Origin of the sequence: Tianweitania aestuarii (genome assembly GCF_018457165.1) — a bacterium.
GTDB lineage: Bacteria > Pseudomonadota > Alphaproteobacteria > Rhizobiales > Rhizobiaceae > Tianweitania > Tianweitania aestuarii.
This window is the reverse complement of record NZ_JAFMNX010000003.1, coordinates 421,530-433,027: the sequence shown is the minus strand read 5'-3', so window position 1 is coordinate 433,027 and position 11,498 is coordinate 421,530. Positions and strand designations below refer to the sequence as shown.

At 63.5% G+C, this 11,498-nt stretch carries 12 protein-coding genes; 3 read left to right on the top strand and 9 right to left on the bottom strand.

All coding sequences use genetic code 11. The annotated features are described in order from the left end of the window. Positions 1-4 precede the first annotated feature (4 nt). The 3 genes from JYU29_RS13895 (at position 5) to JYU29_RS13885 (ending at position 2,153) form a co-directional block, all read left to right on the top strand. Entirely contained in the window at positions 5-550 is a 546-nt protein-coding gene (locus JYU29_RS13895; protein ID WP_213985402.1) for a thioesterase family protein, read from the top strand. A gap of 88 nt (positions 551-638) precedes the next feature. Further along, positions 639-1,286 carry a S24 family peptidase gene (locus JYU29_RS13890; RefSeq protein ID WP_213985401.1) on the top strand — a complete coding sequence of 216 codons (648 nt, stop codon included), beginning with the start codon at positions 639-641 and terminating at the stop codon, positions 1,284-1,286. Between the two features lie 3 nt (positions 1,287-1,289). Continuing rightward, positions 1,290-2,153, top strand: a complete 864-nt coding sequence (locus tag JYU29_RS13885) for a thermonuclease family protein (RefSeq protein ID WP_213985400.1) — start codon at positions 1,290-1,292, stop codon at positions 2,151-2,153. An 8-nt stretch (positions 2,154-2,161) separates the two neighbouring features. Here the strand turns inward: JYU29_RS13885 and JYU29_RS13880 are convergent, their stop codons facing one another. The 9 genes from JYU29_RS13880 to hutI all read right to left on the bottom strand — a co-directional run bounded on the left by JYU29_RS13880 (position 2,162) and on the right by hutI (position 11,408). Continuing rightward, positions 2,162-3,817 (bottom strand): lysine--tRNA ligase, encoded by a 1,656-nt coding sequence (locus JYU29_RS13880; protein ID WP_213985399.1) that lies wholly within the window; start codon positions 3,815-3,817, stop codon positions 2,162-2,164. A gap of 132 nt (positions 3,818-3,949) precedes the next feature. Then, on the bottom strand, positions 3,950-4,792 hold the full coding sequence (locus tag JYU29_RS13875; RefSeq protein ID WP_213985398.1) for a transporter substrate-binding domain-containing protein: 843 nt from the start codon (positions 4,790-4,792) through the stop codon (positions 3,950-3,952). Between the two features lie 58 nt (positions 4,793-4,850). Beyond that, positions 4,851-5,441, bottom strand: a complete 591-nt coding sequence (locus JYU29_RS13870) for a HutD family protein (RefSeq protein WP_213985397.1) — start codon at positions 5,439-5,441, stop codon at positions 4,851-4,853. A 10-nt stretch (positions 5,442-5,451) separates the two neighbouring features. Beyond that, positions 5,452-7,122 (bottom strand): urocanate hydratase, encoded by a 1,671-nt coding sequence (hutU, locus tag JYU29_RS13865; protein ID WP_213985396.1) that lies wholly within the window; start codon positions 7,120-7,122, stop codon positions 5,452-5,454. A 6-nt stretch (positions 7,123-7,128) separates the two neighbouring features. Further along, positions 7,129-7,572, bottom strand: a complete 444-nt coding sequence (locus tag JYU29_RS13860; protein WP_213985395.1) for a type II toxin-antitoxin system VapC family toxin — start codon at positions 7,570-7,572, stop codon at positions 7,129-7,131. Further along, complete coding sequence (locus tag JYU29_RS13855; protein WP_250157443.1) at positions 7,565-7,813, bottom strand: type II toxin-antitoxin system Phd/YefM family antitoxin; 249 nt, start codon at positions 7,811-7,813, stop codon at positions 7,565-7,567. The genes JYU29_RS13860 and JYU29_RS13855 overlap by 8 nt, the downstream gene beginning before the upstream one ends. A 27-nt stretch (positions 7,814-7,840) precedes the next feature. Continuing rightward, a complete protein-coding gene (gene hutG / locus JYU29_RS13850; RefSeq protein WP_213985394.1) occupies positions 7,841-8,659 on the bottom strand; it encodes an N-formylglutamate deformylase in 819 nt (272 codons plus the stop codon). Beyond that, the gene (gene hutH, locus JYU29_RS13845; RefSeq protein WP_213985393.1) at positions 8,656-10,191 is read right to left on the bottom strand and encodes a histidine ammonia-lyase; all 1,536 of its coding nucleotides are present in this window, start codon (positions 10,189-10,191) and stop codon (positions 8,656-8,658) included. The genes hutG and hutH overlap by 4 nt, the downstream gene beginning before the upstream one ends. Then, positions 10,188-11,408 (bottom strand): imidazolonepropionase, encoded by a 1,221-nt coding sequence (hutI, locus tag JYU29_RS13840; RefSeq protein WP_213985392.1) that lies wholly within the window; start codon positions 11,406-11,408, stop codon positions 10,188-10,190. The genes hutH and hutI overlap by 4 nt, the downstream gene beginning before the upstream one ends. Between the last annotated feature and the right edge of the window lie 90 nt (positions 11,409-11,498).

Below are 11,498 nucleotides of genomic sequence, written 5' to 3'. Positions count from 1 at the left end.
CACGATGTATGTCTGGGCGCGGCTGGCGCGGACGCTGGCCTCGTCGGGCAAGCGGGGTCCTTACCTCATGGGCGGCGAAAGCCGCCTTTGTTTCCGCTGCCTGCCATCCGATATCGACTTCAACCGGCATCTCAACAATGCCCGCTACATGATGCTGGCCGATGTTGGCCGCCTCGACATCTTCAATCGCAGCGGTCTGATCAAGCTTGCGCGCGAGCGCGGCTGGGCGCCGATGCTGGGCGGCCTGCAAACGGTGTTCGTGCGCGAGATCCGGCTGTGGAAGCGGTTCGAGATCGTGTCCACGCTCGAAACCTGGTCCGACAGCCAGGTCATCGGCCGCCATCGTTTTGTGATCGACGGCGATGTCACGGCGGCGATCGTTCTGACCACGGCCGGCATCTACGACAAACAGAAGCGCGCCTTCGTGCCGATCCAGGATGTGGTTGCAGCGCTCGGGCTCGATGGGACGCCGCGCGAACCCACGGAAGCCGAAGCGATCTTCATGGCCTCGCATGCTGGCCTACGTTCCATTGCAAAGACGGGCCGCTGAGCAGAGCGCGTAACAGGCTGGACAAGCCGCGCCGACGCCCCTAGAACGAATCAGGACTTTTTTCCTCTTGCAGGCTACGAGCAGAACCATGCTCTCGCATGAAAAAGTATGGGCGGCGATTGATGCGCTGGCGGCACGCCATGCGTTGTCGGCATCCGGTTTGGCGAAAAAGGCCGGGCTCGATTCCACCGCCTTCAACAAATCCAAGCGTCAATCGGTGGATGGCCGACCGCGCTGGCCCTCGACCGAGTCGCTCGCCAAGATCATGGCTGCTACCGGATCGTCGCTCGACGAGTTCATGGGCTTCATCACAAAGTCGGCCGACGTTCCGATGATCGATACAAAGCCGGCTAAGAGTGTCCCGTTAGTCGGATTCGCACAGGCCGGTGCCGGCGGGTTTTTCACCGATGCGGGCTTTCCCGTCGGTCAAGGCTGGGACATGGTGGAAGCCCCCGCCATCGTGCCGGAAGGCGGCTATGCCCTGGAAGTGCAGGGCGATTCCATGCTGCCGCTTTATCGTCATGGCGACCGGCTGATCGTCGATCCCAATGCAACGGCGCGCAAGGGCGACCGTGTGGTGGTGAAAACCACCGGCGGCGAGGTCACCGCCAAGATCCTGATCCGCCGCACCGCCGATCTCGTTGAGCTTCATTCGCTCAACCCCGAACATCCCGATCGCACGCTTCAACTGGCGGATATCGAGTGGATCGCGCGCATCGTGTGGGCCAGCCAATAGATCATGCAGCGGCGGCTCGGCACGACCAGTTTTACGGCGCTCGTGGGTGGCGGGCTGATCCTGTTCTGCGCCGCGATCTTTGCGTCCGGCCTGCATATCAAGGCACGCGAAGCTTCGCCGTCGGTGACGGTGGACGATGTGCCCTTCATGCCTGATTCCGGGCTCGACGATGACGATGCGGCCGCCATGGCCGCAGCCGCCGGCATCGAGACCCCGCCGGATGATGGCGGCGCGGTGTTGCCGTTCGAGCCTGAAACGACGCCGCAAGAAACGGTGCAGCCCTCGCCCGATCAAACCAGGACCGCTGTTCCCGATGACTGGAAGCCGAAGCTGCTTTATCGCCCGACAGCCAGCGCGGCCGGGCGGATCGAAGCGCAGGGCTACCAGATCGCGATCACCGGCATCGAGCCGATGGATCCCGACGAAAGCTGCGGCGAAGGCGCCAATGCCTGGCCTTGCGGCACGGCGGCGCGCACCCAGTTCCGCCAGCTTCTGCGCGGCCGTGCGCTGACCTGCACCGTTCCCGAAGCAGCGCCCGCCGAGCCGGTTGAAACGGCCTGCAGCGTTGGCGGCGACGATGTCGGCGCGTGGCTCGCTGCGCAAGGCTGGGCGCGGGCAAGCGAAGACGGCGTGTTTTCGGATGCGGGTGAGCAGGCGCGCGACGCCGGGCGCGGGATCTATGGAGCCAAGCCGGTTCTGCCGGCCATCGAGGTCAACACGCGTTCGGCGTTCGAACTGCCGCTGCCGCCATCGGCACCCAGCCTCATCGCACCCGTTTCGCCGGCAACGCAGTCAGCACCGGCCGTGCCTGCCCATACCGAAGACCGGGGCGCGTTTCCGCCAGCCCCGCCTTTGCCGGTTCAGTAGATCGAAGCTTATTTCAGCTCGCCGGCGAGCGCCTTGACGATCAGCGCGCGCGTTTCACCAATGCCGTAAAGGGCTGCAAACGAACCGAAGCGCGGCCCACGTTCCTGCCCGATCAGCACCTGATAGATCATCGCAAAGAAGGCGACCGACACGCCCGGCCCACCTTCGGGGCTCTTCTTGTTGTGGTCCTGATAGCGCTCGATGCGGCGCGCGACGTTGAGCGCCGCGTTCTGGATCGCCTCGCCGTCCGCACCCGCCGGCAGGTCGCCCAACGTATCCGACAGATCGCTCAAAGCCTGACGCTCGACCTCGTCGGGTGCCCGGAAGGTCTTGGTCGGCTTCACGAAATCGTCGAAGTAGCGGATGGCATAGCCGGTCAGCCGGTCGAGTTCCGGATGCGTTTCGGCGGTTACACCCGGCGCATAGCGCGAGATGAAGCCCCACAGCACGTCCTTGTTCTGGGCGTTGGAGGCGCTGACGAGATTGAGCAGCAGCGCAAACGGCACCGGCAGTTCCACCGCCGGCGGATTGCCCGAATGGATGTGCCACACCGGGTTGTCGAGCTGCGCCTTGGCGTCCTGCCGGCGATACGCGGCAAGATAGGTGTAATACTCGTCCACCGCCTTCGGGATCACGTCGAAATACAGGCGCTTGGCCGTGCGCGGCTTCTGGAACATGTAAAGCGACAGGCTTTCGGTGGGCGCGTAAGCCAGCCACTCGTCGATGGTGATGCCGTTGCCCTTCGACTTCGAGATCTTCTCGCCGTTTTCGTCGAGGAACAGCTCATACACGAAGTGCTCCGGCGGCTTGCCGCTCAGGATCGAGCAGATGCGGTCATAGATCACCTGATTGGTCTGGTGATCCTTGCCGAACATCTCGAAATCAACGTCGAGCGCTGCCCAGCGCATGCCAAAATCCGGCTTCCACTGCAGCTTCACGCGCCCGCCGGTGATCGGCAGTGTGGTTTCCTCGCCGTCCTCGTCGTCGAAGGTGATCGTGCCTTCCTTGGCATCCACGTTCTTCATCGGCACGTAAAGCACGCGGCCGGTTTTTGGGGAGATCGGCAGAAAGGGGCTGTAGGTCGCCTGACGCTCGGCGCCCAGCGTGGGCAGCATCACCTTCATGATCTGGTCATAGCGCTCGGCCGCCAGAAGCAGCATCGCATCGAAGCGGCCCTGCTTGTAGTAGTCGGTGGCGCTGGCAAAGGTGTAGTCGAAGCCGAACGTATCGAGGAAGCGGCGCAGCATCGCATTGTTATGGTGGCCGAAGCTCTCGTAATCGCCGCCGAACGGGTTCGGCACCGACGTCAGCGGCTTGTGCAGATGCGGCTCGAGAAAGGCGCGGTCCGGCACATTGTCCGGGATCTTGCGCATGCCGTCCATGTCGTCGGAAAAGCACAGAAGCTTGGTCGCGACCTTGTTTTCGGTCAGGACATGAAAGGCGTGGCGCACCATCGTGGTGCGCGCCACTTCGCCGAAGGTACCGATATGCGGCAGGCCGGATGGGCCGTAGCCGGTTTCGAACAGCACCACATCAGGGAAATCGCGCCCCTGATAGCGTTTGATGATCTTCTTCGCTTCCTCGAACGGCCAGGCTTTGCTCACGCCCGCGGCTTCGAGAACCTCGGGAGAAAGCTGCATGGACGTTGGCAAGACGGAAGACATGGTGTTGATCCCTGGGAAGAAGAGCGGAATGGGCCGTTGAAAACGGCAGAAACCGCGACGTCCTCCGCTTAAGGGGCCCAAGCCCCAGCGTCAATGCGCGCGCTTTGCCACGGCGCGCAGGCTCCCGGCCGATCAGAAGAAGCTGATGGGAAAATAGCGCAGATAAAGTTCGGCAAAGGTGCCCTTGGTGCCGATCTCATGCAGCGCATAATCCAGCGCCTGCTTCAGCTCCGGGCGATCCACCGGCACGGCGATGGCAAGCCCTAGCCCGAGATATTCTGGCGCAAGATAGGGGCCGCCAACAAAGGCGCAGCAGTCGCCCGCCTCGCTTTCGGTCAGCCAGAAGCTCATGCGCATGCCGTCGCCAAAGGCCATATCGATCATGCCGGTCTGCACGGCCGCCAGCATGGCGTCGAAATCATCGAAGCCTTGCACGGTTGCACCGGGAAAATAATCGCGCAGCATGCGCTCATGCGCGGAATTGGCGATCACGCCGATCGTTTTGCCTTCAAGCGCTGCGCGCGTGGTTTCCGGCGCATCGCCCTGGCGCCCGACAAAGCGGGCCGGGAAGCTGAGATAGGGTCGCGAAAAAGCGTAGGTTTCGCGGTTGTCGCTGTTGACCGCCAGCCCCGACAAAAGCGCCTCGCCTTCGCCGTCAGCCAGCGCCTTGGCGTGCTCGTTCCAGGGCAGCGCCTGGATCTGGCAGCGATCGGTGATGCCGAGTTCGGCGCAGATGGCGCGGGCGAGATCGACATGAAAGCCGCTCAGCCGTCCGGATGCATCGATAAAGGAGAACGGCGGAAAGTCCGTGGTGGTGATGAAGCGCAGCCGCTTCAACTCGCTCATATCCGGCTTCACCAGCCGCTCGCGCGTGTCCCAAAAGCTCGGGATCGACGGATCGGCCTTCGCCGGCACGGGCAAGACCAGAAGAGCCGAAGCCACGAGCAGAAGGCAGGAAGCCAGAAGGCGGCGCATAGACAACTCCGGGCGGCGCGGCGAGAAACCTGAGGGGTGCCCGCTCCGGTGCAGCCTGTCAATTGCGCTCTGAGTCCGGGTCGATCGGATCGAAGCCGACGATGAAGATCGACGCCGACAGGCTGCCGCCGATATCGACCCGAACGCGGCACGGCAGAAGCACGGCGTCCATCGCCTTCAGCTCCACCGGCTCACCGCCGATCATCATTTCAAGCTCGCCTTCGTGGCAAAGAAGCAGGTTGACCTCGGAATCGAGGTTGCCGAGATCATCCAGCGAACCATGGCGCACGGTGTGGCGAAAGGCGCCGCGCCGCGTCATGACGTTGAGATCGGTGATCGGCCCGTCGATCAGCTTGGCGCCCGTATGTGTGTCGGCCGGAAACGAAAACGGCTCGCTGTCCCGGTCGAGGCGGACTTCCTCCTGACCGGACACGGCAAGCTCGATCCCCTCGCCCTGCAACACGCTCAAAGTGCGGTCGATGTCGGGGAAGGTGGAGAAGGGTCCATCCTCCACCACATCGGCCATCGATACGCGCCATGCGAAATCGTCGAGCCCGGCGCCATCGGGAAAAACCGCGATTTCCGTGGTTTCTCCCTTGCCGTTTTTCCAGGGCATGCGGCGGTAATCGGCGGCGCGTAAGATTTTCATGGAGAAGGACCTAGCCGAGGATCCCCGGCAGGTTCAACCCATGTTCCTTCGCGCAGTCGATCGCCTCATCGTAACCGGCATCGGCGTGACGCATCACGCCGGTGGCCGGATCGTTCCAAAGAACGCGCTCCAGCCGGCGGTCGGCGTCTTCCGTGCCATCACAAACGATCACCATGCCCGAATGCTGCGAAAAGCCCATGCCGACGCCGCCGCCATGATGCAGCGATACCCAGGTCGCGCCCGAGGCGGTGTTGAGCAGTGCGTTCAACAGCGGCCAGTCGGACACGGCGTCCGAGCCGTCCTTCATGGCTTCCGTTTCGCGGTTGGGCGAAGCGACCGAACCGGAATCGAGATGATCGCGACCGATCACCACCGGTGCCTTCAGCTCGCCGTTGCGGACCATTTCGTTGAAGGCGAGGCCGAGGCGGTGACGATCGCCGAGACCCACCCAACAGATGCGCGCCGGCAGGCCCTGGAAGTGGATGCGCTCGCGCGCCATGTCCAGCCAGTTGTGGAGATGGTGGTTACCGGGGGTGAGCTCCTTCACCTTGGCGTCGGTCTTGTAGATGTCTTCCGGATCGCCCGACAAGGCTGCCCAGCGAAACGGTCCGATGCCGCGGCAAAACAGCGGCCGGATATAGGCCGGCACGAAGCCGGGAAAATCGAAGGCATCTGCGACGCCTTCTTCCAGCGCCATCTGGCGGATGTTGTTGCCGTAATCGACGGTGGGCACGCCCATTTTCCAGAAGTCGAGCATGGCACGCACATGGGTCGCCATCGACTCCTTGGCTGCATGTTCGACCGCCTTGGGGTCGCGCTCGCGCTTGTTCTCCCATTCAGCCAGCGTCCAGCCCTTCGGCAGATAGCCGTTGACGGGATCATGCGCCGAGGTCTGGTCGGTCACCGCATCGGGGCGTACGCCACGACGCACGAGTTCGGGGAAAATGTCGGCGGCATTGCCGAGCAGGCCGACGGAAATGGCCTTCTTGGCCTTCACCGCTTCGTCGATCATCGCCAGCGCTTCGTCGAGATCCCCAGCCTGTTTGTCGAGATAGCCGGTCTTCAGGCGCATCTCGATGCGGCTCGGCTGGCATTCAACGGCTAGGCAGGATGCGCCAGCCATCGTTGCGGCCAGCGGCTGCGCGCCGCCCATGCCGCCGAGACCAGCGGTCAGGATCCAGCGGCCGGACAGATCGCCGTCATAATGCTGGCGGCCCATTTCCACGAAGGTCTCGTAGGTGCCCTGCACGATGCCCTGGCTGCCGATATAGATCCAGGAACCGGCGGTCATCTGGCCGTACATGGCCAGGCCCTTCTTATCCAGCTCGTGGAAATGATCCCAGGTCGCCCAATGCGGCACGAGGTTGGAGTTGGCGATCAAAACGCGCGGCGCATCCTTGTGCGTTTGAAACACGCCAACCGGCTTGCCCGACTGAACGAGCAGCGTCTGATCGTCTTCCAGCGTCTTCAGGCTCGCCACGATCCGATCGAAGCTTTCCCAGTCACGCGCGGCACGGCCGATACCGCCATAAACCACGAGCTCGCCCGGCTTTTCGGCCACGCCCGGATCGAGATTGTTCATCAACATGCGCATGGGCGCTTCGGTGAGCCAGCTCTTGGCCGAAAGCTCAGAACCGGTGGCGGCGCGGATCACGCGCTGGTTGTCGATACGGGTGGTCATGCAGAGCTACTCCGGCAAGGTCTCAAACGGGTTGATGACGGTAATGTTGGTGTGGGCGAAATGACGGGTATTGCGGGTCAGCAGCGTCATGCCGTGATGGCGCGCTGTTGCCGCGATTACCGTGTCAGGCCAGTCAGGCTGAAGACCTTGCATCCGTTGCTCGACGCTGAGTTCTGCGGCCAGAAGAGCAATCTCGCGAGACACTGGCAGCAGTCGATCAATGAAACGCCTATCGAGCAACTTGAACCAGATCGTCATCGCTTCATGTCGCCGACCTGGCTCGCGACGACCGAGTTCAAGAATGCCTGCGTGGATCTCCAGCGGTGTAATGACCGAGAGATAAAGCGATGCATCCATCCGCTTGATGAAGTCGACCACAGCAGGTTCTGCACGGTTCTTCGTGGGTGCGAGCTCCGAGATGACGTTTGTATCGACAAGATAGTCAGTCAAAGTCGATCACGCGCATAGGGCGACGATCGCGTTCGAACTCCATCTCACCCGGCATCGAGAGCAGCCACTCCGCGAAGCTCAGCTTCTCGCCGTCTGGCTGTTCCGAAACCTTCTCGATCGGCACGATCCGCGCTGCCGGCTTGCCGTGCCGTGTAATGACGGTGGCTTCGCCCCGCTCCGCCGCATCTACCAGAGCAGACAACCTTGCCTTGGCATCGCGCAACTGGACCGTATTCATCATCAGCCTCCGTGACTACATGTAGTCACATTATGCCTCGCGCCTTGCCCATTCAAGGCACGCTTCAAGGATGGTCTTCAGCGTCGCGCGGATCGGCGCGGCGTAGGCGGGATCAAAGGGCACCGGCCAGTTGTCGGCCGTACCCTTGCCCTCGGGCTCATCGAGATAGCCGCGGTTGGACAGTTCCATCTGCAGGCCATGCACGCCGTTTTGCGGCTGGCCGTGGTGGCGGGTGATGTAGCCGCCCTTGAAGCGGCCATTCACGACGAAGCTTTCGCCGGTGTTCGCCAGGATCTCTGCGACCTTCGCCTGAAGGGCGGGATCGGCGGCCTTGCCGTCATTGGTGCCGAGATTGAACACGGGCAGCGTGCCTTCAAACAAGCGCGGCAGAACCGAGCGGATCGAATGGCAATCATAGATCACGACGCGCGGATTATGCCGGCCCAGCCGCTCCAGTTCCGACGCAATCGCGGCCTGAAAGGGCGCATGATAGGTTTCCAGCCGGCGCGCGACTTCTGCCGCATCCGGTTCGCGGCCGGGCTTGTAGAGCGGATCGCCGTCGAAGGTTTCGCGTGGGCAAAGATCGGTGGTGGTCTGGCCGGGGTAAAGCGAGGTGCCGGACGGATCGCGGTTGACGTCGATCACCGAGCGGGAAATCGCGGTGTGAACGATCGTGGCGTCCAACTCTTCCGCGAAATCATAAAGTTGGTCGATCCACCAATCGGTGTCGCGCTGCGCCAGCCAGGGCGAGACATAATCGTCGTCGAGGCCGGCGAGGCTGGTTCCGGTATGGGGAAAGCTGACGAGAAGCGGCGCCTGGCCGCGGCGGATGGTGAGCCAGTCGTTCATGCGCTTATCCCCGGCAAGGTGATGGTTGCCGCCGCTTCCACCACCGCACCGGAGCGCACCAGCGCATTGGCGGCTTCCATGTCGGGATAGAAGTGGCGGTCGTCGTCGAGATGCGGAACCTGCGCGCGCAGAAGCGTGCGCACGGCTTCGAGCGGCGTGCTCGAGGACAAGGGCTGGTGGAAGTCGCAGCCTTGTGCTGCGGCCAGAAGCTCGATGCCGATCACGGCACTGGCATTCTCCACCATGCCCATCAGGCGGCGCGCACCGTGGGCTGCCATCGACACATGGTCTTCCTGATTGGCGGAGGTCGGAATGGAATCGACGCTCGCCGGATAGGCCTTCTGCTTGTTTTCCGAAACAAGCGCAGCCGCCGTCACCTGCGGGATCATGAAGCCGGAGTTGAGGCCGGGCTTCGGCGTCAGGAAGGCCGGCATGCCCGACAAAGCGGGATCAACCAGCATGGCGATGCGGCGCTCGGCGATCGAGCCGATCTCGCAAACGGCCAGCGCAATCATGTCGGCGGCGAAGGCCACCGGCTCGGCGTGGAAGTTGCCGCCCGATAGCGCGGTGTCGTCTTCAACGAAGATCAGCGGATTATCGGATACGCCATTGGCTTCGGTTCCAAGCGTGTCAGCGGCCTTGCGCAGCACGTCGAGGGCAGCCCCCATCACCTGCGGCTGACAGCGCAGGCAATAAGGATCCTGCACGCGCTCGTCGCCCAGGCGGTGGGATTCGCGAATGGCGCTGCCTTCCATCAAGGCACGCAGCGCATCGGCCGTTTCGATCTGGCCACGATGCTTGCGCAAGGCATGGATGCGGGGATCGAAGGGCGCATCCGAACCACGCGCCGCATCGGTCGACAGCGCGCCGGTCACCAGCGCGGTCTGAAACAGCGTTTCGGCTTCAAACAGGCCAGCCAGCGCATAGGCCGTGGAGAACTGCGTGCCGTTGAGCAGCGCCAAGCCCTCCTTGGCGCCGAGCACGGCGGGCTTCAAGCCAGCCGCTTCCAGCGCTTGCGTGGCGGGCACACGGGTTTCGCCTTGCCAGATTTCGCCGACGCCAATCATCGCCGCCGTCATGTGCGACAAGGGCGCCAAATCGCCGGATGCGCCGACCGAACCCTGCGCCGGCACGACCGGAATGACATTCTTCGCCAGCATGGCTTCGAGCAGTTCCAGCGTTTGCAGCTGCACGCCGGACGCGCCCTGCGCCAGGCTCGCCAGCTTCAACGCCATCATCAGCCGCGTCACCGCCACCGGCATCGGCGCACCGGTGCCGGCCGCATGGCTGAGCACGATGTTGCGCTGAAGCGTCGCCAGATCCCCATCGGGAATGCGCACGGAAGCAAGCTTTCCGAAGCCGGTATTGATGCCATAAACCGGCTCGCCCTTGGCCAGAATACGCGCGATCGCGTCCGCACTCGCCTGCACCTTGGGCTTGCAGGCCGGATCGAGCGCGACATCGGCACCGCGCCAGATCGCGCGCCAGTCTGCGAGCGAAGCGTCGCCCGGCTTCAAGACTATGGTGGTCATTGGCCCCTCCAGATGCGGGCATGAAGCGGGTTGAACCCGATGCGGTAAACAAGCTCGGCGGGCCGCTCGACGTCCCAGATCGCGAGATCGGCCCATTTGCCGGCCTCCAGCGTTCCCACCTCGTTCCCCAGTCCCAGCGCCTGCGCGGCATGGCGGGTGACGCCGGCGATGCATTCATCCACCGTCATCGAAAACAAGGTCGCGCCCATGTTCATGGTGAGCAGAAGCGATGTCAGCGGCGAGGTGCCGGGATTGGAGTCGGTCGCCAACGCCATGGGAACGCCGAAACGGCGAAACAGGTCGATCGGCGGCTTCTTCGTTTCGCGGATGAAGTAGAACGCGCCGGGCAGAATAGTGGCGACCGTGCCGCTTTGCGCCATCGCTTCCGCACCCAGCGCGCTCGTATGTTCGAGATGATCGGCCGACAAGGCACCGTAGCGCGCGGCCAAAGCGGCGCCGTCGAGATCGCTGAGCTGATCGGCATGCAGCTTCACCGGCAGGCCGAGCGCCTTTGCGGCATCGAACACCCTGGCGATCTGTTCGGGCGAAAAGGCGATGCCTTCGCAAAAGCCGTCCACGGCATCGGCAAGATTGTCGCGCGCGATCGCCGGCAGCATGTCGTTGGCGACCTTGGCGATATAGGCGTCCTTGTCGCCATCGGCTTCCGCCGGCAGGGCATGGGCGCCGAGAAACGTCGTGCGGATCGTCACCGGCCGCTCGGAACCCAGCCGCCGCGCCGCGCGCAGCGACTTCATCTCGCTTTCCCGGTCGAGACCGTAGCCCGACTTCACTTCCACCGTGGTGACGCCTTCGGCCAACAGCGCATCGAGCCGCGGCAGCGTTTCCTTCACCAGCTGGTCCTCGGAAGCCGCACGCACGCCGCGAACGGACGACACGATGCCGCCACCGGCGCGTGCGACCTCTTCATAAGACGCACCGGCCAGACGCATCTCGAATTCGTTCGCGCGGTTGCCGGCATAAACGAGATGGGTGTGGCAATCGATCAGGCCCGGCGTGATCCAGCGCCCGTCGCAGTCGACGACCTGCGCATCGCCGAGACCGGTGGGAAGCTCGGCTTGCGACCCCGCATGCACGATGCGGCCATCTACGGCCGCCACCGCGCCGCCCTCGGTTTCGCCCAAGCCGCCGAGCTCCGGCCGCAAGGTTGCGAGCCGTGCATTGCGCCAGATGGTGGGTCGAGCGGCTGATGGGGACATGATCACACTTCCCGGTCGGCTTGTTGTTATGTATAGACATAATGAACAGACAGGCGCAGGCTTGGCAAGCAAGAAAAACAGGGGAACGGT

Bases quoted from the DNA above. Each gene is read 5' to 3' on its own strand.
- hutI (WP_213985392.1), bottom strand. From the start codon at position 11,408: ATGTCCCCATCAGCCGCTCGACCCACCATCTGGCGCAATGCACGGCTC.
- JYU29_RS13875 (WP_213985398.1), bottom strand. From the start codon at position 4,792: ATGCGCCGCCTTCTGGCTTCCTGCCTTCTGCTCGTGGCTTCGGCTCTT.
- JYU29_RS13870 (WP_213985397.1), bottom strand. From the start codon at position 5,441: ATGAAAATCTTACGCGCCGCCGATTACCGCCGCATGCCCTGGAAAAAC.
- hutH (WP_213985393.1), bottom strand. From the start codon at position 10,191: ATGACCACCATAGTCTTGAAGCCGGGCGACGCTTCGCTCGCAGACTGG.
- hutG (WP_213985394.1), bottom strand. From the start codon at position 8,659: ATGAACGACTGGCTCACCATCCGCCGCGGCCAGGCGCCGCTTCTCGTC.
- JYU29_RS13855 (WP_250157443.1), bottom strand. From the start codon at position 7,813: ATGATGAATACGGTCCAGTTGCGCGATGCCAAGGCAAGGTTGTCTGCT.
- JYU29_RS13890 (WP_213985401.1), top strand. From the start codon at position 639: ATGCTCTCGCATGAAAAAGTATGGGCGGCGATTGATGCGCTGGCGGCA.
- JYU29_RS13885 (WP_213985400.1), top strand. From the start codon at position 1,290: ATGCAGCGGCGGCTCGGCACGACCAGTTTTACGGCGCTCGTGGGTGGC.
- hutU (WP_213985396.1), bottom strand. From the start codon at position 7,122: ATGACCACCCGTATCGACAACCAGCGCGTGATCCGCGCCGCCACCGGT.
- JYU29_RS13895 (WP_213985402.1), top strand. From the start codon at position 5: ATGTATGTCTGGGCGCGGCTGGCGCGGACGCTGGCCTCGTCGGGCAAG.
- JYU29_RS13880 (WP_213985399.1), bottom strand. From the start codon at position 3,817: ATGTCTTCCGTCTTGCCAACGTCCATGCAGCTTTCTCCCGAGGTTCTC.